The organism is Geodermatophilus sp. CPCC 205761 (assembly GCF_051383655.1).
GTDB lineage: Bacteria > Actinomycetota > Actinomycetes > Mycobacteriales > Geodermatophilaceae > Geodermatophilus.
Genome location: NZ_JALPKQ010000017.1, coordinates 18,012 through 43,922 on the forward strand (window position 1 = coordinate 18,012; position 25,911 = coordinate 43,922).

Below are 25,911 nucleotides of genomic sequence, written 5' to 3' on the forward strand. Positions count from 1 at the left end.
GGAACATCGCAGGGCCGGAACGGGTCCATGGGAGGCCGTCCGGTAAGACTTGCCCGGTGGCCTGTCGCGCAGCGGTGGGACAACCGGGGCACCCTCATGCCACTCCTCATGGCCGGGAGAGACCTGCGTCATCCATCCGCTGTACGGCACCCATCACCCCACCGGCTGTCCGGAAGAACGGAGACGCCCGCGAGTCAGTGCCATCGGCACAGCGGACGTCCTCGTCGAGAGGAACCGGCCAGCCGTCATCCTGTCTACGATCAGCGACTGTCCTTACTCGCCAATGATATGACGCCTGCGATTGCTCGCAACCCGTCAGCTACCAACGCTTATCGCAAACAACCAGGCCTTTACTGCGGAACGGCACGCATGCTACCAACATGGGTAGCGCGGGCCCCGCTTCGCGGGGCCCACTTGCATTTCCGGGGGTGACATGTTGGTCATTGTCGGATGGCGTTGAAAATGCACGGCGGAGTGAAGGTCTACGCCGGTCCGCCGACGGCCGCCCGGCAGTACCTGGAGGTCGATCGGGGACGCGCGGATGACTACTACCTGACCGAGGGCGCCGGCTTGGCCCGCCGCTTCACGGCCACCGCCGCGCGCGTGGAGGAGCTTGTGCCCTTGATGGGGGAGACCTACGAGAGCTGGGTGGCCGGCCAGGACCCGGACACCGGCGTGCCGCGCGGGCGGCTGCGTACCGACGAGCGGGCGGTGCGGTTCGTCGAGGTGGTGGTCAACGGGCCGAAGTCCTGGTCACTGGCCGCCGCGGTACACCCGGACGTCGCCGCCGCCTACGACGCCGCCCAGGACCGCGCCGCCGTCGAGATCATCGGCTGGCTCGCCGGGCACGCGACCACCCGGGTCGGTCCGCGCGGCGGGCAGGTGCAGGTGCCGCTGGGAGTGCTGGAGGCGGTGACGGTGCGGCACTACACCTCCCGCGCCGGAGATCCGCACCGGCATCTGCACCTGCAGCTCAACGCCCGAGTCTTCGCCGCCGAGCGATGGCGCGGGCGGCACACCGTAGGCGTCCGCGACTTCCTCGCCGCCATCAACGGAATCGGCCACGCCGCGGTCGCCTGCGATCCGCAGTTCCGTGCCGCGCTGGCCGCCCACGGCTACACCCTCGATACGACTGGAGAAATACTGGAGCTCGCCGAGTACGTCGGTCCGTTCAGCGCCCGGGCGGCGCAGATCGGACGCAATCTGGACCGCTACGAACGCGACTGGACCGCGGCACACCCCGGCGAATCGCCGGGGCCGGGGCTGCGGCGGGCGTGGGACGCCCGGGCGTGGGCCGACGGCCGCCCGGACAAGGTCACCCCCCGCTCCGGCCCCGACCTCACCTTTGCGGTGGCGGGCCGAGCTGGCCGCCCTCGGCTATCGCGACCCCGACCCACCGGTCGAGCCCCGGTCCACACCGGTCGGCGCGCTGGACCGCGACGGCGCAGTGGATCAGATGCTCACCCGACTGGCCGCCGGCCGGTCGGCCTGGAACGCCGCCGACCTGCGCGGCGAGGCCGAACGGCTGATCGCCGCTGCAGGCGTCGTCGCTGACACCGCGGTCCGTAGCGAGCTGGCCGAGCATCTCACCGCCCGCGCCCTGGCCCGGTGCCTTCCGCTGCTGGACCGCGACGGAGTGCCCGAGCACGTCCGGGCCTGGACCTCCCCGGCGGTGCTGCGGGCGGCGAGGCCGACCTGGTCGCCCGCCTCGCCGCCCGCAGCACCCACCACGGTGCAAATGCCGACCTGCAGCCGGACTGGGTGGCCGGCCGGGAGGGGCTGGATTCCGGGCAGGCCGCCACCGCGGCCGCGCTTGCCGGGAACCGGCCGCTCGTGGTGGTGGAGGCGCGGCCGGCGCGGGCAAGACCACCACCCTGGCTGCGGCTCGTCGACTGATGGGGAAACAGGGACGGCAGATGGTGGTTGTCACCCCCACTTTGAAGGCCGCGAAGGTCGCCTCCGCCGAGGTCGGCACCATCGCCGGGTCGGCGGCCTGGCTGGCCTTCCAGCACGGCTGGCGCTGGACCGACGACGGCGCCTGGACCAGGCTGATCCCCGGCGAGGTCGACCCGGCCACCGGCCATCTCTATGCCGGACCCGAGGAGAACGCGCGGCTGCGGGCCGGGGACGTCCTGGTGGTGGACGAGGCCGGCATGGTCGACCAGGACACCGCCCGAGCCCTGCTGGTCATCGCGGATGAGTGCCGTGTGCGGGTAGCCCTGCTCGGCGACCGCCGGCAGCTGGCCGCGGTGGGCCGTGGCGGCGTGCTGGACCTCGCCATCGGCCGAGTCGACCCGGCCGCCCACGTGACCCTCGACGAGGTGCACCGCTTCACCCGCGCCGACGAGACCGGACGGGTGAGGCCGGACGTCGAGTACGCCAACGTGACCCTGGCCATGCGCGCCGGTGAAGATCCGGGCGGGGTGTTCGACTCACTAGTGGCCCGCGGCCAGATCCGGCTGCACGCCGATCCAGTTGGGCTGCGGGAGGCGCTGACCGCGGTCACCGCCGGGCGCCAGCGGAAGGACGAGCGGGTGGCGGTGGTTGTCGACACCCGCGAGCAAGCCGCCGAGCTGGGTTCGGCGACCCGGGACCGGCTTGTCGCGGACGGCCGCGTCGACGACATGCGGGTCGCGGTCACCGGGGCGGGGAAGCGGATCGGTGCCGGGGACCGGATCGCCACCCGTCGCAACGACCGCCGCCTGGGTGTGGCCAACCGGGACATCTGGACCGTCACTGCCGTCGACCGTCACGGGGCGCTGGCCGTCGTACCGGACGACGTCACCTCGACCGGCGTCGTCCCCGCCGCTGTCACCCCGGCGAGGATGGGGGAGCGGGTACTGCCCGCCGGCTACGTCACCGCCCACGTCGAGCTGACCTACGCCAGCAAGGCGCACGGGGTGCAGGGCGACACCGTCACCTCGGCGCATGTGGTGATCGGCGAGCACACCGGCGCCGCGTGTCGGCCTACGTCGGCATGACCCGCGGCCGCACCGCGAACACCGCGCACCTGGTGGCCGCCGACCTAGCCGAGGCGCGGCAGCAGTGGATGGCGGTGTTCGGCCGCGACCGCGCCGATCTGGGCCCTGGCCACGCCGCGCAGCTCGCGGCCACCGAAGCCGCCCGCTACGCGCAACCCCGACCGCTGGCGGAAGTCCTTGCCGACCTGTCCGAGGCGTGGACGGTCGAGCAGCGCTGCCTGGACCGGCTGTCCGTCCTGCAGTCGCAGCACGACACACGGCGCGCCGTCGCCGCGCTCCAGGCCGCCCATGCCGCCGGGTGGGCCCCTGAGCGGGCGCAGCGGGACGAGGACCCCCCAGGCGACCAGCAGCTCGCCCGGTCCGGCGCGCTCGGTCGTGCCCCGGGCCAGGCCGGGCGGTTGGCAGACGTCGACCAGAGCCTCTCCGCCGCTCAGCTCGAGCTGGCCGGCGCGCGGGCACACATCGCCCGGCTGGTGACCGACCCTGCACTGCTTGGCCGGCCCGCCGGCCAGCTGGCCGCAGCCCACGAGGACTGGCGTGCACGGCGTGCCGCCGACCCCCACCAGCCCCGCATTGGTCCACCGCGGCCGGCCGCCGCCCACCCCGGCGTTCCGCGGCCGGAGTCCGAGCGTCGCGGTCCGTCCCTCACCTGGGGTGGCGCCGCCCCGGGCCTCGGGCGATGAGCCGCACCGGCGACTGCAGACCAATTGGAGAATCCCGGCAGGATCTGGCGGTCGGCTGTCACCAACGGATTCCGATGGGCGCCGTCTGCAGGTGACGAGGCCCAGCCACCGACGAACACCGGAGCCGACCATGACTGACCACACCGCGAGCCGCGAACCCGAGCTGCTCACCATCACCGAAGCCGCCGAGCTCCTGCGCACCCCCGTCGCCACCCTGCGCTACTAGCGCCACCTTGGCACCGGCCCACGCAGCTTCCGCCTCGGCCGCCGCGTCCTCTACCGCCGCGACGACCTGCGCGCCTGGGTCGACTCCCAGCACGGCCAGGACCGCGCCGCGCAAGCACCGCATCGGCCGAGCCTCCGCCCGGTACGTCCTAGCCACCGCCGAACCGACCGCGGTCACCACGACCAGTGGTGCCGATGCCTGGCTCTACGTCGGGCCCGACGAACGAGGGCGTGAACTGGAGGTCATCGCCCTCGAGGTGCACCCAAGCGACGGCGGGCGGCCGTACCTGCTGGTCATCCACGTCCTGCCGACCCAGCTCCGAGGAGACCGCCCATGACCGAGCACACTCCGCCGACCGTCACCAGCGACTCGCCGATCGGCCCGGACGTCGACCTAGACGAGGACGACGTCCGGCTGGCCGACGGAACCCGGCTGACCGAGCAGCGCGCCGCGGAGATCATCGAGGAGGTCCGGGGCCGCGGCGGCCGCCCGTCCCTCACGGGAGATGCCGCAGTCTCGCCGCGCATCGCCTTCCGCGTCACCCCCGGCGTCCGCAACCGCGCCGCTCAGATCGCCGCCCGGGAGGGCAAGACCATCTCCCAGCTCGCCCGCGAGGCGCTCGAGGCACGGGTCGGACGCGAGCCGCACGCCTCCTGACGGAGCTCGACAACCGCCCTGTGCCCGCGCACCAGATGGGAGAGGCTCGTGGCCTTTCGCAGCATTCAGGACCGGTGGTACGTCACGGACCCGGCCACGGGGAAGCGTGTCCCGAGCGCCCGGCACGGGGAGGGGATGCGCTATAGGGCGCGCTACAAGGACTCCGCGGGTAAGGAGGTCACGCGGGCGTTCCCCGACAAGGAGAAGTCGAAGGCGCAGCGGTGGCTGGACGAGGTCACGACCAGCCAGGTGACTGGCACCTACGTCGACCCGAAGACCGCCCGGACGACGGTGCCGAGTGGTGCTCGACCTGGCTGGCCGGCTACGCGACCCGCCGCCCGCGCACGGTGCGGCAGGCGAGGGTGCACGTCGCTCAGATCACCGCCGCGTTCGGTCCGATGCCGCTCTCTGCCGTTCGGCCGTCGTCGGTCCGCTCGTGGACGGTGGAGCTCAAGGCCGCCGGCCTGGCCGACAGCTACGTCTACGCGCTGCACTCGCGGCTGTCGCAGGTCATGAGCGACGCCGTGCACGACGGGCTGCTGGCGCGCAACCCGTGCTCGCGCCGCACGTCACCAAGAGCCGGCGGTCAGCGGCCGTACGTCGCGACGACCGAGCAGGTGTGGGCGCTGCACGACGCGGTCGCCGACCACCTGCGCCCGGCGGTCCTGCTCGGGGCGTTCGTCGGGCTGCGGACCGCCGAGGTCGTCGGGCTGCGGGTCTGGGACGTCGACTTCATGCGGGGCGTCGTGCGGCCGGTGCAGCAGGGTGACGGCGAGCCGCTCAAGAGCGAGACGTCCCGCACGCCCCTGCCCATCCCGCAGGAGCTGTCGGTGCAGCTGTCGGCGGCGGTGGCGCGATGGGGCGGGGACCACGTCGTCACCGACGGCGCCGGCCGGCAGACGTCGACGTGGGCGCTCGAGCGGGCGATCCGCTCCGCACGGCCGAAGGTCTCCGGGCTGCCCGAGGACTTCCGCTTCCACGATCTGCGGCACTACCTGGCGTCGCTGCTCATCGGCAGCGGCCTCGACGTCAAGGTCGTCCAGCACCGGCTTCGGCACGGCAGCGCCAAGACGACGCTGGACACCTACGGCCACCTGTGGCCCGACAGCGACGAGTCCGCACGGGCCGCCGTAGGTGCTGTGCTGGCGGCCCGTGGGGACTCGTCGGGGACTGCTACCGCCTCTCAGGCATGAACACCCTGTTCAGCGGCTTGTAAAGCTCAGATGTCGTAGTACATGGCGAACTCGTGCGGGTGCGGACGCAGGCGGATCGGGTCGATCTCGTGCTCCCGCTTGTACTCGATCCAGGTCTCGATGAGGTCGGGGGTGAACACCCCGCCGTCGATCAGGTACTCGTGGTCGGTCTCGAGGTTGTCGAGGACGGCGTCCAGCGAGGCCGGGACCTTCTCGATGCCCAGGGCCTCCTCGGGCGGCAGCTCGTAGAGGTCCTTGTCGACCGGCGCCGGCGGCTCGATCTTGTTCTTGATGCCGTCGAGGCCGGCCATCAGCATCGCCGAGAAGGCGAGGTACGGGTTGGCCGACGGGTCCGGCACGCGGAACTCGATGCGCTTGGCCTTGGGGCTGTCGCCGGAGATCGGGATGCGGCAGCAGGCCGAGCGGTTGCGGGCCGAGTAGACCAGGTTGATGGGCGCCTCGTAGCCGGGCACCAGCCGGTGGTAGCTGTTCACCGTCGGGTTGGTGAAGGCAAGCAGGGACGACGCGTGGGAGAGCAGGCCGCCGATGTAGTGGCGGGCGGTGTCCGACAGGCCCGCGTAGCCGGTCTCGGCGTGGAAGAGCGGCTCGCCGTCCTTCCAGAGGCTCTGGTGGCAGTGCATGCCGGAGCCGTTGTCGCCGTACAGCGGCTTGGGCATGAAGGTCGCGGTCTTGCCCTCGGCCCAGGCGGTGTTCTTGATGATGTACTTGAACAGCATCAGGCTGTCGGCCGAGCGCAGCAGCGTGTCGAACTTGTAGTTGATCTCCGCCTGACCGCCGGTGCCCACCTCGTGGTGGCCCCGCTCGAGCTCGAGCCCGGCATTGGTCAGGTTGGCCATCATCGTCGAGCGCAGGTCGCTGTAGTGGTCGTAGGGCTCGACCGGGAAGTAGCCACCCTTGGCGCGGGTCTTGTAACCCAGGTTCGGGGTGCCGTCCGGCATCGTCGCGGCGCCGGAGTTCCAGGACCCCTCGACCGAGTCGATGTGGTAGTAGCCCTCGTTGATGCCGGTGGAGTGCCGGATCGAGTCGAAGATGTAGAACTCCGCCTCGGGACCGAAGTAGGCGGTGTCGGCGATGCCGCTGCTGGCCAGGTAGGCCTCGGCCTTCTTCGCCACGTTCCGCGGGTCCCGGCTGTAGGCCTCGCGCGTGATCGGGTCGTGGATGAAGAAGTTGACGTTCAGCGTCTTGTGCCGGCGGAACGGGTCGAGGAAGGCGCTGTTCGCGTCGGGCAGCAGCAGCATGTCCGACTCGTTGATCGCCTGGAAACCGCGGATCGACGAACCGTCGAAGCCGAGCCCGTCGGAGAAGGTGTCCTCGCCGAAGGCCGTCGCCGGGATGGTGAAGTGCTGCATGACGCCGGGCAGGTCGCAGAAACGCACGTCGACGAACTCGACGTCGTTGTCGCGGATGTAAGCGGCGACCTCGTCGGGACTGGTGAACATCGATCCTCCGGGATTGGGCGGACAGCCGAACCGCAAACTACGAGCCGGGAGTTGCCCGCCAGTGTCTCCGGTGTTTCAGACCGGTAACAACGGCCGGGCGTGTCGCGGGTGAGGACGGGCGCCGGCCGCGGGGGCCGGCTCGGCGGGGGTCCTACGCTGGCGGTCATGGTCGGGAACGTGCAGCCACCCTCTCAGGAGCGCCGCCGCGGCGCGTCGTTGGGGCTGCCGTCCGACGGGCCGGGGTCGCTGGCGACCTTTGGCAGCCGGCTGGGGGCCTTCCTCGTCGACGTCGTCGCCGCGGCCTTCGTGGCCGGTCTGTTCACCGCGCCGGCGCTGCCGGCCAACTGGAGCCTGCTGTCGTTCGGCCTGGTCACCGTCGGGTCGCTGACCCTCTTCGGGCAGACGCCGGGGATGCGGCTACTGGGGCTGCGGCTGGCGCACCCGCGGCCCGGGGAGCGGCTGGCGCTGTGGCGGGCCGTCGTCCGGACGGCGCTGCTCATGTTGCTCGTGCCGGCCCTCGTCGTCGACGCCGACGGCCGCGGCCTGCACGACCGGCTCACCGACACCGCCGTCGTTCGGGCCTGACCGAGGCATTGGAAGCTCTGCCCGCGTCGGCGGCGTCCTGACGCGGGTAGAGCTTCCAGAACCTCGCGGAACCGCCCGCGGACGCAGCTCGCGGGACCGCCCGCGGATGCAGAGAGCCCCGCGCCGTCCGGCGTGGGGCTCTCTGCATCCAGGGTCAGGTCAGCGGCGGCGGACCTGCCGCTGGCTGACCGACATCTGCTTGCCGCCGGGGAGCGGGCCGCCCGGCACCGGCATCCGGGACCCGCCCAGGGCGGAGAGCCGCTTGCCGAGCGCGTTGAGCTCGCCGCCGGAGAGGTTGCGCGGCAGCTTGGTGACGTGCGTGCTGAGCTTGCGCAGGGGCACCTGCCCCTCCTCGTCGCCGACGATGATGTCGTAGATCGGGGCGTCGCCGACCACGCGGGCGATCTTCTTCTTCTCCTGCGCCAGCAGCGGCCGGACCCGGGAGGGAGCGCCCTCGGCCACCAGGATCACGCCGGGACGCCCGAGGACCCGGTGGACGGCGTCCAGCTGGGTGGTGCCGGCGACGCCGGAGGTCACCCGCCAGTCCCCGCGCATGCCCTCGAGGACCCAGGCGGCCGCGCCCGGCTGGCCCTCCACCTGCCGGTACGCCGAGCCCTGGGCGCGGCGGCCGAAGATGACGAGCGCGGCCAGCGCGCCCAGGAGGATCGCGATCGGCAGGAACAGGAACGGCGAGCCGAGGAGGATGCCGACCAGCTCGACGACCCCCGCCACCACCACGAAGGCGATGAGCATGATCCAGGGCAGCTTGGGGTCGTTCTTGCGGGTCAGCGAGTAGGCCTGCCGGATCATCCTGGCCTGGTTGCCGGCCTTCTTCAGCCGGCCGACCTTCGGCTGCCCGTTCTTGTCCAGCTTGGGCGCCTTGCCGGTCGCGGAGGACGCGCCGGAGGCGCTCGCGCCCCGGCCCCGTCCGGTCGGGCCCCGCCCGGCCTTGCCGGTCGGTGCGGGGGAGTCGGTGGACTTGCTGCGCGCCATGTCCTCAGGATAGGGGCGCGCCGGGCCGGTCCCGAGGGACCGGCCCGATCGACTCCCTCAGATGGTGCGGGTGAGCCCGCGCGCCTCGACCGCCTGCTGGTACAGCCGGCCGGCCCGGTAGGAACTGCGCACCAGCGGTCCGGCCAGGACGCCGGGGAACCCGATCCGCTCGGCTTCCGCCTGGAACTCGACGAACTCGTCGGGCTTCACCCAGCGCACCACCGGGTGGTGCCGCGGGGAGGGGCGCAGGTACTGGGTGATGGTCAGCAGGTCGCAGCCGGCCTCGTGCAGGGCCCGCATCGTCTCGACCACCTCGTGCGGCTCCTCGCCCATCCCGAGGATGAGGTTGGACTTGGTCACCAGGCCGGCCTCGCGGGCCGCGGTGATGACCGCCAGGGAGCGCTCGAAGCGGAAGCCGGGGCGGATGCGGCGGAAGATCCGCGGCACCGTCTCGACGTTGTGGGCCAGGACCTCGGGCCGGGAGGAGAAGACCTCGGCGAGCTGGTCGGGATCGGCGTCGAAGTCGGGGATGAGCAGTTCGACCCCGCAGCCGGGGACGGCGGCGTGGATCTGCCGCACCGTCTCGGCGTACAGCCACGCGCCGCCGTCGGGGAGGTCGTCGCGGGCGACGCCGGTGACGGTGGCGTACTTCAGCGCCATCGTCGCCACGCTCTCGGCCACCCGGCGCGGCTCGTCGGGGTCGTAGGCGGCGGGCTTGCCGGTGTCGATCTGGCAGAAGTCGCACCGCCGCGTGCACTGGTCCCCGCCGATGAGGAAGGTGGCCTCGCGGTCCTCCCAGCACTCGTAGATGTTGGGGCAACCGGCCTCTTCGCACACGGTGTGCAGGCCCTCGCGGCGGACCAGCGACTTGAGCTCGGTGTACTCCGGGCCGGTCTTCAGCCGGGTCTTGATCCACTCGGGCTTGCGCTCGATCGGCACCTGGCTGTTGCGGACCTCGAGGCGCAGCAGCTTGCGGCCGGAGGGTGCGATCGGGGAGTCCGAGGAGGGGGTCTGGGCCACCGTCTCACTCATGATCGACCACGGTACTCCCGGCGCGCCGAGGGCCCCGCTGCCGGCGCAGCGGGGCCCTCGACGGGTCGAACGGTGGAGTGGCGGTCAGCGCTGCCGGTCCGCCGGCCCGGCGGTCGGTCCGGCGTCGCCGGGGCCCTCGTCGCTGAAGGGCTCGGGTGCGGCGCCACGGCCGGGCTCGTCCTCGACGCCCTCGGCGCCGGGGGCGAACGGGGTGTCCTCCACCGGGCCCGCGCTGCCGTGCGCGAGCTGCTGCGGCTGCATGCCCATGTCGCTGTCGGGAGGCGTGGAGTCGCCGGGCGCGGTCGTGGCCTCGGAGACGGTCTTGCCGGAGTGGCTGGGGGAGCTGGGCACGGGGTCCTCCCGGTAGCTGGGCACGGGCCCGTCCCCGGTGGGGGCGGGGTTCCACAGTTCGTCGTCCTTGCGCCGGCGGAGGACGGCGAAGGCGACCGCGCCGATCGCCACGACGGCGAGCAGCCACGGCCACCGCCTCGGCGACTCCATGCCGGCCGTGCGCTTGGCCTTCTTGGCGGTCTTGGCCGACTTCTTCTCCAGAGCCTTGCGCTTCTTCGCGGCCTGCTTCTTGGCCTCGGCCGTGCTCGCCACCATCTCCTCGCGCCGGACCTCGAGCTCCTCGAGGGCGTTGTGCAGGCCCGCGGCGATCGTCTCCCGGGTGTTCTCGAACACCGGGGTGACCGCCTCGCGTGCGGCGAGCACCTTCGGCGTGGCGTAGGCCAGCGTCGCGGCCTGGGCGGCCGTCAGCCGCGGGACGACGTCCTTCGCCAGGGTCTTCTGCGCCGCCTCGCGGGCCGCCTCGACCCGCGGACCGAAGTCGGCCGCGGCCCGGGTGGCCGCCGCCTGCGCGGCGGTCACCGCCGACGCGATGTGTGGCGCGGCCGCCTCGCGGGCGGCCTCCAGGCGGGGTGAGAGCGCCTCGCGGGCCGCCTCGACGGCGGGCGCGGCCACCGCCGCGGCGGCGGCGACCTTGGGGGCGACGGCGACGCGCGCGGCCTCCAGCGCCGGGCCGGTGGCCTCGCGGGCGGCCTCGACGCGGGGTGCCAGCTGTTCCGCCGCCGCCCGGCCCGCCTCGGCCATCGCCGTCCCGATGTGGCTGAAGCCCTCTGTGAGCTCCTCGCCGATGATCTGGCCGTGCGTCTTCTTGCGGAACACGGGATGCACCTCCGGTTGATCGTGTCGGCGGCCATCCTGCCCGCTCGTCGCGGCGGGCACACCCCGAGTGGGAGCGGCGGGCGCAGGACCTGGATAGCGTTCCCCGGTGCAGCTACGCATCTTCACCGAACCCCAGCAGGGTGCCACCTACGACGACCTGCTCGCCGTCGCGCGGCGGACCGAGGAGACCGGGTTCGACGCATTCTTCCGCTCCGACCACTACCTGGCCATGGGCGGGGACGGCCTGCCCGGCCCGACCGACGCGTGGGTCAGCCTCGCCGGGCTGGCGCGGGAGACCAGCCGCATCCGCCTCGGCACGCTCATGACCGCGGCCACCTTCCGGCTGCCCGGACCGCTCGCCATCTCGGTCGCGCAGGTCGACCAGATGAGCGGTGGCCGCGTGGAGCTCGGCATCGGCGCCGGCTGGTTCGAGGCCGAGCACCGCGCCTACGGCATCCCGTTCCCCGAGCTGGGTGAGCGCTTCGACCGCTACGAGGAGCAGCTGGCGGTCATCACCGGCCTGTGGGGCACGCCGGCGGGGGAGACGTTCGCCTTCGACGGGCGGCACTACCAGGTCAGCGACTCGCCGGCGCTGCCCAAGCCGGTGCAGGACGGCGGCGTCCCGATCCTCGTCGGCGGCCGCGGCAAGCGCCGGACGCCGCGGCTGGCGGCCCGGTACGCGGGGGAGTTCAACGTGCCCTTCGCGCCGGTGGAGGACAACGCCCGGCTGTTCGCCGGCGTGCGCGCGGCCTGCGAGGAGGCCGGTCGCGACCCGTCGTCGGTGGTCTACAGCTCCGCCCTGGTGCTCTGCGTGGGGAAGGACGAGGCCGAGCTGGCCCGCCGGGCGGCCGCCATCGGGCGCGACGTCGACGAGCTGCGGGAGCACGGTGCCGCCGGGACGCCGGCCGAGGTGGTCGACGTCCTCGGGCAGTACGCCGAGGCCGGCGCCTCGAGGGTCTATCTGCAGGTGCTCGACCTGGCCGACCTCGACCACCTGGACCTCGTCGCCGCCGAGGTGGCGCCGCAGGCCGGGTGACCGGACCGGGTGCGCCGGGACCTCGACCTCACGTCGAGGTCGAGGTCCCCGGTCGGCCCGAGAATCCCGTCGAGCACCGGAGTAGGCTGAGCCGCGTGACCGGGCGGTTCCTCCTCCACCGGCCGCGCTGACGCCCTCTCCACGGCCAGCGCGGCGACCCCTCCTGTGCGAGGGGTTTTTTGATGTCCGCCCCCGGTACCCGCGACCCAGGAGCCTGCAGTGAGCCAGACGGCCAGCCAGCCGAGCACCGATCCCGCCGTCGACGGGGTCCCTCCGCACCGGTACACCCCGGCGCTGGCGCAGCAGATCGAGCTCGCCTGGCAGGACCGCTGGGAGGGTGAGGGGACGTTCCACACGCCCAACCCGGTGGGCCGGCTGAGCGACGGTTTCGACCGGGTCGCCGACCGGCCGAAGTTCTTCGTGATGGACATGTTCCCGTACCCCTCGGGCGCCGGCCTGCACGTCGGGCACCCCCTGGGCTACCTGGGCACGGACGTCACCAGCCGGTTCCGCCGCATGGACGGCGACAACGTGCTGCACCCGATGGGTTATGACGCCTTCGGCCTGCCCGCCGAGCAGTACGCCGTCCAGACCGGCCAGCACCCGCGGGTCACCACCGAGGCGAACATCGCCGCGATCCGGGCGCAGCTGCGCCGGCTGGGCGTGGACCACGACGAGCGCCGCACCTTCGCGACCATCGACCCGGGCTACTACAAGTGGACCCAGTGGATCTTCCTGCAGATCTTCGGTTCCTGGTTCGACGAGTCGGCCGGCCGGGCGCGCCGCATCGAGGAGCTGGTCGCCGAGCTGGACGCCGGCACCCGCTCGCCCGCGCCCGGCACCAACCCCTCCGGCCGCCCGTGGGCCGAGCTGGACGACGTCGAGAAGCGCAAGGTCGTCGACGCGCACCGGCTGGCCTACCTGCACGAGGCGCCGGTCAACTGGTGCCCGGGTCTGGGCACGGTGCTGTCCAACGAGGAGGTCACCGCCGACGGGCGCTCCGAGCGGGGCAACTTCCCGGTGTTCCGGCGGCCGCTGACCCAGTGGATGATGCGGATCACCGCCTACGCCGAGCGGCTGCTGACCGACCTGGACCGGCTGGACTGGCCGGACTCGCTGAAGCAGATGCAACGCAACTGGATCGGCCGCTCGACCGGTGCGCGGGTCGGCTTCAGCTGCGGCGACCAGACCATCGAGGTCTTCACCACCCGTCCGGACACGCTGTTCGGCGCCACTTACATGGTGGTGGCGCCGGAGCACCCGCTGGTCGACGCGCTGACCGCCTCCGCCTGGCCCGAGGACACCGACCCCCGCTGGACCGGCGGGGCCGCGACGCCCGCCGAGGCCGTCTCCGCCTACCGGCGGGAGGCCTCCCGCCGGTCGGAGCTGGAGCGCCAGACCGAGGGGCGGGACAAGACCGGTGTCTGGCTGGGCGTCACGGCGGTCAACCCGGTCAACGGCCGGGAGCTGCCGGTGTTCGTCGCCGACTACGTCCTGATGGGCTACGGGACCGGCGCGATCATGGCGGTGCCCGGTGAGGACATCCGGGACTTCGAGTTCGCGGAGAAGTTCGGGCTGCCCGTGATCCGGACCGTGCAGCCGCCGGCGGACTTCCAGGGCGGCGCGTACACCGGGGCGGGCCCGATGATCAACTCGTCGAACGACGAGGTCTCGCTGGACGGTCTGGACAAGGCCGAGGCGATCGCGCGCATCACCGACTGGCTGGTCCGGCACGGGCACGGCGAGGCGACGACCACGTACAAGCTGCGGGACTGGCTGTTCAGCCGGCAGCGCTACTGGGGCGAGCCGTTCCCGATCGTCTACGACGAGAACGACCTGCCGATCGCCGTTCCGCAGTCGATGCTGCCGGTGCTGCTGCCCGAGGTGGACGACTACTCGCCGAAGACGTTCGCCGACGACGACGCCGACTCCGCCCCCGAGCCGCCGCTGTCCCGCGCGACCGACTGGACCACCGTCGAGCTCGACCTGGGCGACGGGCCGCGGAAGTACCGGCGCGAGACCAACACGATGCCCAACTGGGCGGGCTCGTGCTGGTACTACCTGCGGTACCTGGACCCGGGCGACGACGAGCACATGGTCGACCCCGAGCTGGAACGGTACTGGCTGGGCCCGCGCGGGGACGGCGACGTCGGCGGGGTGGACCTGTACGTCGGCGGCGTCGAGCACGCGGTGCTGCACCTGCTGTACGCGCGGTTCTGGCACAAGGTGCTGCACGACCTGGGGTACGTCTCCAGCGAGGAGCCGTTCCGGCGCCTGGTGAACCAGGGCTACATCTCGGCCTACGCCTACACCGACGAGCGCGGCTTCTACGTGCCCGCCGCCGAGGTGGTGGAGGAGGAGGGCCGGTTCTTCCACGAGGGCCGGCCGGTCAACCGCGAGTACGGGAAGATCGGCAAGAGCCTGAAGAACATGGTCACGCCGGACGAGATGATCGGCGCCTTCGGGGCCGACACCTTCCGCGTGTACGAGATGTCGACCGGCCCGCTGGAGCAGTCCCGGCCGTGGGAGACCAAGGCCGTCGTGGGGTCGCAGCGGCTGCTGCAGCGGATCTGGCGCGTGGTGGTGGACGAGGAGACCGGCGCCGTGCGGGCCGCGGAGGACGTCGAGCCCTCCGAGGAGACGCTGCGGGCGCTGCACCGGACGATCGACGGCGTCCGGGACGGCATGGCGACGCTGCGGTTCAACATCGCGATCGCCCGGATCACCGAGCTGACCAACCACCTGACGCAGGCCTACGGCGCGGACTCCCCGGTCCCGCGGTCGGTGGCCGAGCCGCTGGTGCTGCTGGTCGCCCCGCTGGCCCCGCACATCGCCGAGGAGCTGTGGTCGCGGCTGGGCCACGACGCGTCGCTGGCCTGGGCGCCGTTCCCGGTGGCGGACGCGCGCTGGCTGGTCGAGGACACCGTGCAGGTGGCCGTCCAGGTCAACGGCAAGGTGCGTGCCCAGGTCACGGTGCCGGCGGACGCCGACGCCGCCGCGCTGGAGGCCGCCGCCCGCGCCGACGAGAGGATCGCCGGGCACCTGGCGGGGAAGACGGTGCGGCGGGTCGTGGCCGTCCCCGGCCGGCTGGTCAACTTCGTCCTCGGGTGAGCCCGTGGGGCTGGGGGCGCGGAACTCCCCGCGCTCTCAGCCTCCGAGCACGCCGACCGGGGTGAGGACGGCCCGCATCGCCGCCTCGACCGGGTCGATCACCGCCGTGACGGGGACGTCGCGGCCCAGTTCGGTCGTCAGCGACGTGGCACCGGCGTCGACGATGCCGCACGGGATCATGTTGGCGAACGCGGCCATGTCGGGGTCGCAGTTCAGCGCGAACCCGTGCATGGCGACGCCCCTGGCCACCCGCACGCCGATCGCGGCGACCTTGCGGTCCGGGCCGCGCTCGTCGGCGCGCACCCACACACCGCTGCGCCCCTCGACCCGTTCGGTGGCCAGTCCGATCCCGGCGCAGACGTCGATGAGGGCGCTCTCCAGCCGCCGCACGTGGGCCACGACGTCGACCGGGTCGGGCAGGCGCACGATCGGGTAGCCCACCAGCTGGCCGGGCCCGTGCCAGGTGATCTTGCCGCCGCGGTCCACGTCGATGACCGGGGTGCCGTCGAACGGGCGCTCGTGCGGCAGGGTGCGCTTGCCGGCGGTGTAGACCGGGGGGTGCTCGAGCAGCAGCAGGGTGTCGGGCGCATCGCCCTCCACCACGCGGGCGTGCAGGTCGCGCTGGCGCGCCCACGCCTCCTCGTAGTCGACCAGACCCAGGCGGAGAACCTCGAGCGCGCTCACGGTCTCCACCCTATGCCCGTGGTTCGGGCAGGCGTCGGGGCTCCAGGCGGGTCTCGACCACCGCGCCGTCCGGCCCCCGCTCGACGCGGTAGGCCGCCTTGTCGGGGCGGTCGGCGACCGCCTCGACGAGCTCGGTGCCGCGGTACACCAGCCCGACCCCGTCGTCGGTGGCGTGCCCGGCCGGCAACGTCCCCTCGGCCACCAGCCGGTGGTAGAGCGGGCGGCGTTGCTCCTCCGAGTCGTGGTGCACGCCGTTGGACGTGGGGATCAGCCCCAGGCCGTCGGTGACCGGCCGGAGATCGGGCCCGTACGAGTCGGTGGTGCCGCCGACGTGCCAGCACAGCGATCCCGCGGACACCCCGCCGAGGACCACGCCGGCCTCCCACACCTCCCGGAAGACCGCGTCGAGGCCGTGCACCCGCCACACCGCCAGCAGGTTGGCCACACTCCCCCCGCCGACCCAGACGACGTCCTGGTCCAGGAGGTGCGCCCGCAGGTCCGGCACGGTGGGCATGGGGAACAGGCTGAGGTGGCTGACCTCGACCGGGCTGCCGGCGAACGCGCCGTAGACGCCGGCCAGCCGGACCGGGTCGTCGCCGGTGGCGGTGCCGAGATAGCACAGCCTCGGCCGGTCGGGCCGCCCGGCGAGCTCGACCGCCAGGTCGAAGACCGGTCCGGGCGCCCAGTCGTAGGGCCCACGACCACGGGTGCGGAAGCCCATGCTGGTCGCCAGGATGGTCGGTGCGGACGCGGGCACGGGCAGGCAGCTCCTCGCTCGTGGGATCGCCAGGTGTGCCGCACCACGGGCTCGGGAAGAGTCGGCAGCGGCACGGGACGAACCTAGGCCCGCAGGCACCGGGCCACCCGCGCGGTCCGGGGACTGTGGACGGCGGCTCGGCCTGTGGACAACGGCGACGGTGTGCACGGCCGAGCGCCTACGGTGCCCAGCCATGCCGATCCGCGACCCCTCCGACCGTCGTGAGCCCGCAGACGCTCCCGTCGTGCCCGGCTACCGCCTGGAGGAACTGCTGGGCCGCGGCGGATCGGGCGAGGTCTGGCGGGGCGTGCCGCGGTCGGGCGGGCCGCCGGTGGCGGTCAAGGTCCTGGTGGCCGGCGACCCCGAACGGCAGGCACGGGAGGCGGCCCTGCTGGGCGAGCTGGATCACCCGCACCTCGTCCGGCTGGTCGACGTGGTGCACCAACCCCGCCGGGGCGCGCAGCCGCGGGTCGCCCTGGTCCTCGACCTGCTCCCCGGCGGCAGCCTGGCCGCCCTGCTGGCGCGTCGCGGCCGGTTGCGCCCCGGTGAGGTGGTGACCGCCGTCGCGCCGGTGGCCGCCGCGCTCGCCCACGCCCACGAGCACGGGGTGGTGCACGGAGACCTGTCGCCCGGCAACATCGTCTTCACGGCCGAGGGCCGGCCGGTGTTGACCGACCTGGGTGTGGCCCGGGTGCTGGGGGAGGCCGCGGCCGGTGAGGTCACACCGGCCTACGTCGACCCGACGGTCGCACGTGGTGGCGCGCCGGGACCGGCGTCGGACGTGTTCGGCGTGGCCGCCGCGGCGTTCCACGCCCTCACCGGTGTCGCCCCCTGGAACGCCGCCACGGCGGCCGACACGCTCCGCGTGGCCGCGGACGGGGTGATCCCCGACCTCGCCGAACTGGCGCCCGACGCACCCGCGGAGCTGCGCGATGTCATCGGCCGGGGGCTGTCAGCGGATCCGCACCTGCGGGGCTCGGCCGCGGCGTTCGCCCTCGACCTGAGGCACGCCTGCCGGCCGGAGCCGGTGCGGCTCCCGGTGGCCAGGGTGCTGGAGGAGGACCTCGCCGGCACCGGCGGCCCGCGTACCGAGCTGACCCACCAGGTGCCCGGTCGACACCGCCGCACGGCCGAGCCGCCGGAGCCCCCGCGCCGGCGCATCCGCCTGCCGGCCGGCACGGCGGAGACGGCGGCCCGACGGATCGGCGTCGTCGTCGCAGTGGGGGTCGTCCTCGCCGGGGTGGTGTGGCTCGGCGGACGGTGGGCGCAACCCGACGCCCCACCGGCCCGGGCAGCCGAGCTCGCCGACCGCGCGGCCAGTTCGCCGCGGACGACGGCGCCGCTCCCGGACACCCCACCCGCCGAGGAGTCGCCGCAGGGGGAGGCGGCGCAGGACGACTCGGCGGAGGCATGGAGGGACCGCCTCACCACGCTGTACGGACGCCGGGCGGCGGCGTTCCGGACGGGATCGGTGGACCTGCTGGACGAGGTGCACCTGCCCGGCACGCCGATGGCGACCGCCGACCGGGAGACCGTGTCGAGCCTGCTCGCCGCCGGCGAGAGCCTGCGCGGCTTCACCCCGGCGGTGCTGCGGGTGACCGTGGTCGACGGCGGCGTCGCACAGGGGCGGGTGACCCTCCAGGTGGTCGACACCTGGCCGGCCTACGACGTCGTGGCCGTGGGGGCACCGGACGGGCCGGCCCGGCGCTCGGTGGACGCACGGGGTGAGGACGAGGTGCGGATGACGCTGGTGGCCGTCGACGGGGACTGGCGCATCGACTCGGCCGAGCGGATCCGGTGAGTCAGGTGCGACCCAACGCCGCGCGGAACGCCTCGTCGAGGTCCTCGTGCGTCCAGGCGTACCCCGCTCCCGACAGCTTCCGGGGGAGGGCACGTTGACCGGCCAGGACACCGGTGCGGCCGAACTCCCCGAGAGCGAGCGAGAGGGCCACGCGGGGGACGGCGAGCACGGTCGGCCGGCGAACCACGCGGCCCAGGCGGCGGGTGAACTCGGCGTTGGTCACGGGGCCGGGCGCGGTGAGGTTCACCGGTCCGGAAACGTCGGCCGTCAGCAGGAAGCGGATCGCGGCCACCTCGTCGTCCAGGCTGATCCACGGCCAGTACTGCCGCCCCGATCCCATGCGGCCACCCAGCCCGGCACGGAAGACCAGGCCCAGGATCTGCATGAGCGGCGCCCCGCGGCCGACGACGAGCCCCGTCCGCAGTTGCACCACGCGGACACCGGCTTCGGCGGCGGGAGCCGTGGCCGCCTCCCACTCGGTGCAGAGCCGGGCCAGGAAGTCGGTGCCCGGCGGGTCGTCCTCGTCGACGGCGCGGTCGCCCGTGTCGCCGTAGTAGCCGATGCCGGAGGCCGAGAGCAGCACCCGCGGGCGCGACGGGTCGGCGACGGCGGCGTCGGCGAGCGCCTGGCTGACGGTGGTCGTCGCGTCCAGGCGGCTCGACCGCAGTCTGTCCTTGTACCCGGAGGTCCAGGGCCGGGGGCGGATCGGGGTCCCCGCGAGGTTGACCACCGCGTCGACGTCGGCCAGCAGGGCCGGGTCGATCCGCCGGTGCTGAGGGTCCCACCGGTGCTCCTCGGCCGTCCGCGGAGTGCGGCGGACCAGCCGGATGACCTCGTGACCGTCCGCGCGCAGCGCCGGCACCAGGCGGGAGCCGATCAGTCCGGACGAGCCGGTGACCGCGACCTTCATCTGTCTCCTCGGCAGAGCCCCCGGACGGCGGAACGCGATCGGGGCCCCGGCCGTCGCCGGGGCCCCGATCGGAGCGGATCAGGCGAGTCCGACCTCGCCGTGGAACTGGCCGGCCTCCAGCCGCTCCTTCACGGTCGTGAGGAAGCGGGCGGCGTCGGCGCCGTCGACGATCCGGTGGTCGTAGGTGAGGGCCAGGTACACCATCGACCGGACGGCGATGACCTCACCGAGGTCGGCGTCCTGGACGACCACCGGGCGCTTGACCACCGTTCCGGTGCCGAGGATCGCCACCTGCGGCTGGTTGATGATCGGGGTGTCGAACAGCGCCCCGCGGCTGCCGGTGTTCGTCAGCGTGAACGTGCCGCCACCGAGCTCATCCGGCGTCACCTTGTTGGTCCGGGTCCGCTCCGCCAGGTCGGCGATCTTGCGGGACAGCCCACCGAGGCTGAGGTCGCCGGCGTCCCTGATGACGGGCACCAGCAGGCCGCGCTCGGTGTCCACCGCGATCCCGAGGTTCTCGGCGTCGTGGTAGGTCACCGTCCCGGCCTCGAGGTCGATGGAGGAGTTCACGGCCGGGTGGGCCTTGAGCGCCTCGACCGCCGCCTTCGCGAAGAACGGCAGGAACGAGAGCTTGACGCCCTCGCGGGCCTCGAAGTCCCGCTTGGCCCGGTCCCGCAGGCGCGCGATCGCGGTGACGTCGGCCTCCACGACCGTGGTCAGCTGGGCGCTGACCGCCAGCGACTCCACCATCCGGCGGGCGATGACGCTGCGCAGCCGCGAGAGCTTCTCGGTGCGGCCGCGCAGCGAGGTGTCGGGCATGGCCGCCGGGGAGGGCTTCGTCGTGGCGCGCCCGGCCCCGGCCCCGGTGGCGGCGGGAGCCGGCGTCGAGGCGGCCTGCGCGGCCGCGAGCACGTCCTGCTTGCGGATCCGGCCGCCGACGCCCGTGCCCTTGACCGAGGACAGCTCGACGCCGTTGTCGGCGGCGAGCCGGCGCACCAGCGGAGTGACGTACTGGCCGCCGCCGTCACCGGAGGGCTGCTCGGCCGGAGCACCGGCCGGCGCCTGGGGGGCGGCGGGCGCCTGCGGGGCGGCCGAGGCGGCCGGCGCGGGCGCCGACGTCGGGGACTCGGCCGGCAGGGCGCCACTGGAGCCGTAGTCGGCGCCCGGCGTCTCGCTGGCGGGCTTGGCCGTCTGCGGCTGCTCCGCGCTGGGTGCCGGGGCGGCCGCCGCGGGAGCGGACGCTGTGGGGGCGCTGTCCCCGCCGGCGGCGCCGCTACCGATGACGGCCAGCTGCGCGCCGACCTCCACGGTCTCGTCCTCGCCGACGGTGATCTCCAGCAGGGTCCCGCTGACGGGGGCCGGGATCTCCGTGTCCACCTTGTCGGTGGAGACCTCGAGCAGCGGCTCGTCGGCCGACACGTCGTCTCCGACGGACTTCAGCCACCGCGTGACGGTGCCCTCGGTGACGCTCTCGCCGAGCGCCGGCATGGTCACCGGGGTGCCCTCGCCGCCGCCCTGGCCGCCACCCGCACCGGCGTCCCCGGAGGGGGCGGGCGCCTCGGCGGCCGGCTGGGGCGCCGGCTCCGGCTCGGGCTCGGGCTCGGCCGCGGGCTGCTCCTGGGCCGGCGCGGCGCTGGCCGGCGCCTCGCCGCTCGGAGCGCTGCCGTCGCCGTCCCCGCCGATGACCGCGAGTTCGGCGCCGACCTCGACCGTCTCGTCCTCGGACACGAGGATCCTGGTGAGCACACCGGCGGCCGGCGAGGGGATCTCGGTGTCGACCTTGTCGGTCGAGACCTCGAGGAGGGGCTCGTCGACCTCGACCTGCTCACCCTCCTGCTTGAGCCATCGAGTGACCGTGCCCTCGGTGACGCTCTCGCCCAGGGCGGGCATGGTGACGGACGTCGGCATCGGGGGAGGGCTCCTTCTGGCGCGGGGTGGGTGGGAGGTCGTGCTGGATCAGCCGTGCACGTGCAGGGGCTTGCCGGCCAGCGCCAGGTGCGCCTCGCCGAGGGCCTCGCTCTGGGTCGGGTGCGGGTGGATGAGGCCGGCGACGTCCTCGGCCTCGGCCTCCCAGTTGTAGATGAGCTGGGCCTCGGCGATGAGCTCGCCGACCCGGCTGCCGACCATGTGCACCCCGACGATCGGACCGTCCACGGCCTGCACCAGTTTGACGGCGCCCTGGGTCTTGAGGATCTGGCTCCGCCCGTTGCCGCCGAGGTCGTAGACGAGGGTCTTGACCTCGCCGAACTTCTCCTTGGCCTGGGCCTCGGTGAGGCCGACCGAGGCGACCTCGGGCTCGGAGTAGGTGATCCGTGGGACGCCGGCGTAGTCGATCGGAGCGGGGCTCAGCCCGGCCAGCCGCTCGGCGACGAGGATGCCCTCGGCGAAGCCGACGTGGGCCAGCTGCAGGGTGGGGATGAGGTCACCGACAGCGGAGATCGTCGGCACGTTGGTCCGGCAGTACTCGTCGACGAGGACGTAGCCGCGGTCCATGGCGACGCCGGCCTCCTCGTAGCCCAGCCCCTGGCTGACCGGGCCGCGGCCGACCGCGACGAGCACGAGCTCGGCCTCGAACTCCTTGCCGTTCTCCAGCGAGACCGTGACGCCGTCGTCGGTCGTCTGGACGCCGGCCACGCGGCTGCCCAGGGAGAAGCCGATCTTGCGGCGGCGGAACGCCCGCTCCAGCAGCTTGGAGGAGGCCTCGTCCTCCAGCGGGACGAGGTGGGGGAGCGCCTCGACGATCGTGACGTCCACGCCGAAGGACGTCCAGGCGCTCGCGAACTCGCAGCCGATGACCCCGCCGCCCAGGATGATCGCCGACGTCGGTACGCGGTCCAGGTTGAGCCCGTGGTCGCTGGTGATGACCTTGGTGCCGTCGATCTCGATGCCCGGCAGGGTCCGCGCGTAGGAACCAGTGGCCAGCAGGACGTGCTTGCCCTCGTAGCGCTGCCCGTTCACCTCGACGGCGGTGGCGGAGACCAGCCGGCCCTCGCCCTCGACGTAGTTGATCTTGCGGCTCTTGATCAGGCCCTGCAGGCCCTTGTAGAGCCGCGACACCACGCCGTCCTTGTAGGCGTTGACGCCGTCCATGTCGATGCCGGCCAGCGACGTCTTGACACCGAACTGCTCGCCCTCGCGGGCGCTGTCGGCGACCTCACCGCTGTGCAGCAGGGCCTTGGTCGGGATGCAGCCCCGGTGCAGGCAGGTGCCACCGACCTTGTCGCGCTCGACGAGGACGACGGACATGCCGAGTTCGGCCGCACGCAGCGCCGCGGCGTAGCCACCCGAGCCACCACCGAGGATGACGAGATCGGCGGGGGAGGGGGGTGCGCTCACGAGCTCTCCTCGAATGCAGTGGCCCGTCCCGTTCGCGCGGGAGGGGGAACGTCCGCGTCCATCCTGCCACTCCGGGAACGCGGCGGCCGGGGGTGCCGTTTCCAGCGCGGGTGTCGCGGCGCCACCGCCGCCGACCGGGACGGGAGCGGACATGGCGCTGTGGGGTCGATTCCGACGTCGTCGGTCGGCGGGCGACCGCCCCGGCACCCTCGACCGCGGCGCCGGCCGCGCCGATCTGAGCCACCTGGAGCAGTTCGTCGCCACCCGCCGAGGCGTGGAGGGCTACGTGGAGCCGCGGACCGCGGTGACCGAGACGACGATCGTGCTCGTGGCCGCCGACGGGGAGTGGACCCGCCGGCGGATCGACGGCCCGGACACGGCCCGCCGGCTGTCCCGGGACCTCGGTGTCCCGGTGTACGACGCTCAGATCACCGGCTATCCGCAGCGGATGCGGGACTGGGCGAAGGACCACCGTCCCCCCACCGCCGGCTAGGTGGAGGAACCCGTCCTCCTCACCCTTGGCGGGCTCGGGGCGACCTCGGGACGGGGCCTGACGGCGGCCGCCCCGGCGCCTCACCGGTCGGCGATGAGCGTCTCGATCGTGGCGAGGAGGGTCCGGACGGGCACACCGGTGCCGCCCTTGGGCGTGTAGCCCCACGGCGAGCCGGTGTTGTAGCTGGGCCCGGCGATGTCGATGTGCGCCCACGGCAGGCCGTCGGGCACGAACTCGGCGAGGAAGTGCGCCCCGACGACCATCCCGCCCATCCGGTCGGCGTTGGCGTTGACGAAGTCGGCCACCGGCGAGTCGAGGCCCTTGCGGAGCTCGGCGGGCATCGGCATCGGCCACATCGACTCGCCGCTGCGCCGGGAGGCGGCGACCACCGTGTCGCGCAGCTCGTCGCTGCCCATCACGCCGGACGTGCGCGAGCCCAGGGCCACCAGCTGCGCGCCGGTCAGGGTCGCGGTCTCGAGCAGGTAGTCGGGAGCGTCCTCCGCGGCACGGGCGATCGCGTCGGCCAGGACGACCCGGCCCTCGGCGTCGGTGTTGGTGATCTCCGCCCTCTTGCCGTTGCGGAAGGTCACGACGTCGGCCGGCCGGTAGGCCGTGCCGCTGGGCAGGTTCTCGGCGATCGGCACCGTGGCGGTGACCTCGACCGGCAGGCCGAGGTCGGCGACCAGGCACACGGTGGCGATCACGGCCGCCGCGCCCGCCATGTCGCTCTTCATGTCCTCCATCTTCAGCGCAGGCTTGATGGACAGGCCGCCGCTGTCGAAGGTGATGCCCTTGCCGACCAGCGCGATCTTCTTGCGCGCCTTCTTGCCGCTGTAGGTCAGCCGCAGCAGCCGCGGCTTGCGCACCGACCCCCCGCCGACGGCCAGGATGCCGCCGTATCGGCCGGCCGCCAGGTCCTCCTCGTCGAGCACCTCGACGGTGAGCCCGGCCTTCTTGCCGGCGGCCGCGCCGCGGTCGGCGAGCTCGGCGGGGAAGAGGTCGTTGGGCGGCGTGTTGACCAGGTCCCGCACCAGGGACACCGCATCGGCCACCGCCCGGGCCCGGGCCAGCGGGGCGCGCGCGTCGCCGTGGTCGGGGACGACGACGGTGAACTCCCGCGGCGGGGCGGGCCGGTCGGCCCGGAGGTCGGACTTGTAGGCCGTGAACTCGTAGGCGCCCAGGAGGCTGCCCTCGCCCACGGCGTGCAGCCGCGGCGCGTCGGGGGGCCCGCCGACCGCGGCCAGCAGGGTGACCACCGAACCCCGGCCGGTCAGCGCGCGGCTGGCCGCCCCGGCGGCCTGGCGGACGGCCTCGTCGGTGTAGCCACCGGCCGCCTGGGGAGCGCCCAGGCCGACGGCCGCGACGACCGGGAAGGGCCCCTGGCCGAGGCTGGCCACGCGGGTGACCTCGTCCTCGCCGCCCCGGGCGCCCAGGTCGACCAGCGCCGGGAGGAGGCGGCCGCCGAGCAGCCGGTCGACGGCCTCCGCGCCGGGCGTGGACAGCAGGCCGTCCGGGCCCTTGCCGATGCCGACGACGACGGCGTCGGCGGAGAGCTTCTCGAGCGGGCGGTCGGTGGCGGTGATCGTCGGCGGCACCGCTCGATCGTAGACAAAGGCCTCCGCTGCCCCCCGCGCCTCGCAAGCTCGCCGCGGGACCCCCGCAGCAGGGCCGCGTTAGCGTGCTCCCGTGGCCCCCTCGACCTCCCCCCTGCACGAGCGGCACGTCGCGGCCGGCGCCAAGCTGGCCGACTTCGGGGGCTGGTCGATGCCGATCGAGTACGCCGGCGGCGGGGTGCTGGCCGAGCACACCGCCGTCCGCACCGGGGTGGGTCTCTTCGACGTCTCCCACCTGGGCACGGTCACGGTTCGGGGTCCGGGCGCCGCCGCGTTCGTCGACTCCTGCCTGACCAACGACCTCGGGCGGATCGGCCCGGGTCAGGCGCAGTACACGATGTGCTGCCTGCCCGACGGGGACCCGCGGGCGGGTGGGGTGGTCGACGACCTCATCGTCTACCTGCACCGCCCCGACGACGTCCTGCTGGTGCCCAACGCGGCCAACGCCGCCGACGTCGTCGCCCGGCTGACCGAGGCGGCGCCCGCCGGGGTGAGCGTGACCGACCGGCACACCGACGTTGCCGTCCTCGCCGTCCAGGGGCCGAAGTCCGCGCAGGTGCTGTCCTTCCTGGGACTGCCCGGCGAGCTCCCGTACATGTCGTTCGTGACCGGCACCGGGGGCGGGCACACGGAGGTCACCGTCTGCCGGACCGGGTACACCGGGGAGCACGGCTACGAACTGCTCGTGCCCGCCGAGCAGGCCGGCGAGCTGTGGGACGTGCTGGTCGACGTCGGGCAGGACGAGGGACTGCGGCTGTGCGGGCTCGGAGCCCGCGACACGCTGCGGACCGAGATGGGCTACCCCCTGCACGGGCACGAGCTGTCCGCCGACATCACGCCCGTGCAGGCCCGCGCCGGCTGGGCGGTGGGCTGGGGCAAGCCGGCGTTCTGGGGCCGGGAGGCGCTGCTGGCGGAGAAGGAGCGCGGGCCCGCGCGGCTGCTGTGGGGCCTCCGGGCCACCGGCCGGGGGATCCCGCGGCCGGGGATGGCAGTGCTCGACGGCTCCGGCACCCGCGTCGGCGAGGTCACCAGCGGCACGTTCTCGCCGTCGTTGCGCACCGGGATCGCGCTGGCGCTGCTCGACACCGCGGCCGGCGCGGCCGAGGGCGCCGAGCTCGCCGTCGACGTGCGCGGGCGGCCGCAGACCGCGGAGGTCGTGCGGCCGCCCTTCGTGCCCTCGCACGTGCGCTGAG

18 protein-coding genes and 2 pseudogenes are annotated in these 25,911 nt (G+C 73.7%); 10 read left to right on the top strand and 10 right to left on the bottom strand.

Features of this window, described 5'->3' with window-relative positions:
* Positions 1-462 precede the first annotated feature (462 nt).
* The 4 genes and pseudogenes from mobF to MY526_RS12455 all read left to right on the top strand — a co-directional run bounded on the left by mobF (position 463) and on the right by MY526_RS12455 (position 5,740).
* Positions 463-3,664 (top strand): annotated as a pseudogene (gene mobF / locus MY526_RS12440) (MobF family relaxase).
* A gap of 130 nt (positions 3,665-3,794) precedes the next feature.
* Positions 3,795-4,007, top strand: a pseudogene (locus MY526_RS12445) (helix-turn-helix transcriptional regulator); the annotation flags it as partial.
* Between the two features lie 216 nt (positions 4,008-4,223).
* Positions 4,224-4,547 (top strand): hypothetical protein, encoded by a 324-nt coding sequence (locus tag MY526_RS12450; protein ID WP_436690339.1) that lies wholly within the window; start codon positions 4,224-4,226, stop codon positions 4,545-4,547.
* A 398-nt stretch (positions 4,548-4,945) separates the two neighbouring features.
* The gene (locus MY526_RS12455; protein WP_436704004.1) at positions 4,946-5,740 is read left to right on the top strand and encodes a tyrosine-type recombinase/integrase; all 795 of its coding nucleotides are present in this window, start codon (positions 4,946-4,948) and stop codon (positions 5,738-5,740) included.
* A gap of 26 nt (positions 5,741-5,766) precedes the next feature.
* Here the strand turns inward: MY526_RS12455 and glnA are convergent, their stop codons facing one another.
* Positions 5,767-7,200: a type I glutamate--ammonia ligase gene (gene glnA / locus MY526_RS12460; RefSeq protein WP_436690335.1), complete on the bottom strand. Its 1,434-nt coding sequence runs from the start codon at positions 7,198-7,200 to the stop codon at positions 5,767-5,769.
* A 165-nt stretch (positions 7,201-7,365) separates the two neighbouring features.
* On the opposite strand from glnA, the gene MY526_RS12465 reads away from it, so the two are divergent.
* Positions 7,366-7,785 (top strand): RDD family protein, encoded by a 420-nt coding sequence (locus MY526_RS12465; protein WP_436690333.1) that lies wholly within the window; start codon positions 7,366-7,368, stop codon positions 7,783-7,785.
* Positions 7,786-7,944: 159 nt separating this feature from the next.
* On the opposite strand, the gene MY526_RS12470 is transcribed toward MY526_RS12465, so the two are convergent.
* From MY526_RS12470 to MY526_RS12480, 3 genes are all read right to left on the bottom strand, one after another.
* Positions 7,945-8,778, bottom strand: coding sequence for a DUF4191 domain-containing protein (locus MY526_RS12470; protein WP_436690331.1), 834 nt, complete (start codon positions 8,776-8,778; stop codon positions 7,945-7,947).
* Between the two features lie 57 nt (positions 8,779-8,835).
* Entirely contained in the window at positions 8,836-9,810 is a 975-nt protein-coding gene (lipA, locus tag MY526_RS12475) for a lipoyl synthase (protein ID WP_436704005.1), read from the bottom strand.
* A gap of 84 nt (positions 9,811-9,894) precedes the next feature.
* Complete coding sequence (locus MY526_RS12480; protein WP_436704006.1) at positions 9,895-10,977, bottom strand: hypothetical protein; 1,083 nt, start codon at positions 10,975-10,977, stop codon at positions 9,895-9,897.
* A 106-nt stretch (positions 10,978-11,083) separates the two neighbouring features.
* On the opposite strand from MY526_RS12480, the gene MY526_RS12485 reads away from it, so the two are divergent.
* Together MY526_RS12485 and leuS are read left to right on the top strand one after the other, a co-directional pair.
* On the top strand, positions 11,084-12,013 hold the full coding sequence (locus tag MY526_RS12485; protein WP_436704007.1) for an LLM class F420-dependent oxidoreductase: 930 nt from the start codon (positions 11,084-11,086) through the stop codon (positions 12,011-12,013).
* A gap of 219 nt (positions 12,014-12,232) precedes the next feature.
* A complete protein-coding gene (leuS, locus tag MY526_RS12490) occupies positions 12,233-15,124 on the top strand; it encodes a leucine--tRNA ligase (protein ID WP_436704008.1) in 2,892 nt (963 codons plus the stop codon).
* Between the two features lie 36 nt (positions 15,125-15,160).
* Here leuS and lipB read toward each other — a convergent pair whose 3' ends face one another.
* Both lipB and MY526_RS12500 read right to left on the bottom strand, forming a co-directional pair.
* Positions 15,161-15,808: a lipoyl(octanoyl) transferase LipB gene (gene lipB, locus MY526_RS12495; protein ID WP_436704009.1), complete on the bottom strand. Its 648-nt coding sequence runs from the start codon at positions 15,806-15,808 to the stop codon at positions 15,161-15,163.
* Between the two features lie 10 nt (positions 15,809-15,818).
* Complete coding sequence (locus MY526_RS12500) at positions 15,819-16,565, bottom strand: Type 1 glutamine amidotransferase-like domain-containing protein (protein ID WP_436693279.1); 747 nt, start codon at positions 16,563-16,565, stop codon at positions 15,819-15,821.
* Positions 16,566-16,809: 244 nt separating this feature from the next.
* Between MY526_RS12500 and MY526_RS12505 the strand changes: the two genes are divergently transcribed.
* The gene (locus MY526_RS12505; RefSeq protein ID WP_436704010.1) at positions 16,810-18,366 is read left to right on the top strand and encodes a serine/threonine-protein kinase; all 1,557 of its coding nucleotides are present in this window, start codon (positions 16,810-16,812) and stop codon (positions 18,364-18,366) included.
* A 1-nt stretch (position 18,367) separates the two neighbouring features.
* Here MY526_RS12505 and MY526_RS12510 read toward each other — a convergent pair whose 3' ends face one another.
* The 3 genes from MY526_RS12510 to lpdA form a co-directional block, all read right to left on the bottom strand.
* Positions 18,368-19,276 carry a TIGR01777 family oxidoreductase gene (locus tag MY526_RS12510; RefSeq protein WP_436704011.1) on the bottom strand — a complete coding sequence of 303 codons (909 nt, stop codon included), beginning with the start codon at positions 19,274-19,276 and terminating at the stop codon, positions 18,368-18,370.
* A gap of 78 nt (positions 19,277-19,354) precedes the next feature.
* Positions 19,355-21,184 (bottom strand): 2-oxoglutarate dehydrogenase, E2 component, dihydrolipoamide succinyltransferase, encoded by a 1,830-nt coding sequence (sucB, locus tag MY526_RS12515; protein WP_436693285.1) that lies wholly within the window; start codon positions 21,182-21,184, stop codon positions 19,355-19,357.
* A gap of 48 nt (positions 21,185-21,232) precedes the next feature.
* A complete protein-coding gene (lpdA, locus tag MY526_RS12520; RefSeq protein ID WP_436693287.1) occupies positions 21,233-22,612 on the bottom strand; it encodes a dihydrolipoyl dehydrogenase in 1,380 nt (459 codons plus the stop codon).
* Positions 22,613-22,763: 151 nt separating this feature from the next.
* Between lpdA and MY526_RS12525 the strand changes: the two genes are divergently transcribed.
* Entirely contained in the window at positions 22,764-23,105 is a 342-nt protein-coding gene (locus MY526_RS12525) for an oxidoreductase (RefSeq protein WP_436693289.1), read from the top strand.
* A gap of 80 nt (positions 23,106-23,185) precedes the next feature.
* Here MY526_RS12525 and MY526_RS12530 read toward each other — a convergent pair whose 3' ends face one another.
* The gene (locus MY526_RS12530) at positions 23,186-24,700 is read right to left on the bottom strand and encodes a leucyl aminopeptidase (protein WP_436704012.1); all 1,515 of its coding nucleotides are present in this window, start codon (positions 24,698-24,700) and stop codon (positions 23,186-23,188) included.
* A gap of 91 nt (positions 24,701-24,791) precedes the next feature.
* Here MY526_RS12530 and gcvT point away from each other — a divergent pair, with 91 nt between their 5' ends.
* Positions 24,792-25,910 (top strand): glycine cleavage system aminomethyltransferase GcvT, encoded by a 1,119-nt coding sequence (gene gcvT / locus MY526_RS12535; RefSeq protein ID WP_436693293.1) that lies wholly within the window; start codon positions 24,792-24,794, stop codon positions 25,908-25,910.
* Position 25,911 lies beyond the last annotated feature (1 nt).

Coding starts and splice junctions, on each gene's coding strand:
- lipA (WP_436704005.1), bottom strand. CDS start 9,810: ATGAGTGAGACGGTGGCCCAGACCCCCTCCTCGGACTCCCCGATCGCA.
- MY526_RS12450 (WP_436690339.1), top strand. CDS start 4,224: ATGACCGAGCACACTCCGCCGACCGTCACCAGCGACTCGCCGATCGGC.
- MY526_RS12470 (WP_436690331.1), bottom strand. CDS start 8,778: ATGGCGCGCAGCAAGTCCACCGACTCCCCCGCACCGACCGGCAAGGCC.
- MY526_RS12510 (WP_436704011.1), bottom strand. CDS start 19,276: ATGAAGGTCGCGGTCACCGGCTCGTCCGGACTGATCGGCTCCCGCCTG.
- sucB (WP_436693285.1), bottom strand. CDS start 21,184: ATGCCGACGTCCGTCACCATGCCCGCCCTGGGCGAGAGCGTCACCGAG.
- MY526_RS12455 (WP_436704004.1), top strand. CDS start 4,946: ATGCCGCTCTCTGCCGTTCGGCCGTCGTCGGTCCGCTCGTGGACGGTG.
- MY526_RS12465 (WP_436690333.1), top strand. CDS start 7,366: ATGGTCGGGAACGTGCAGCCACCCTCTCAGGAGCGCCGCCGCGGCGCG.
- glnA (WP_436690335.1), bottom strand. CDS start 7,200: ATGTTCACCAGTCCCGACGAGGTCGCCGCTTACATCCGCGACAACGAC.
- MY526_RS12525 (WP_436693289.1), top strand. CDS start 22,764: ATGGCGCTGTGGGGTCGATTCCGACGTCGTCGGTCGGCGGGCGACCGC.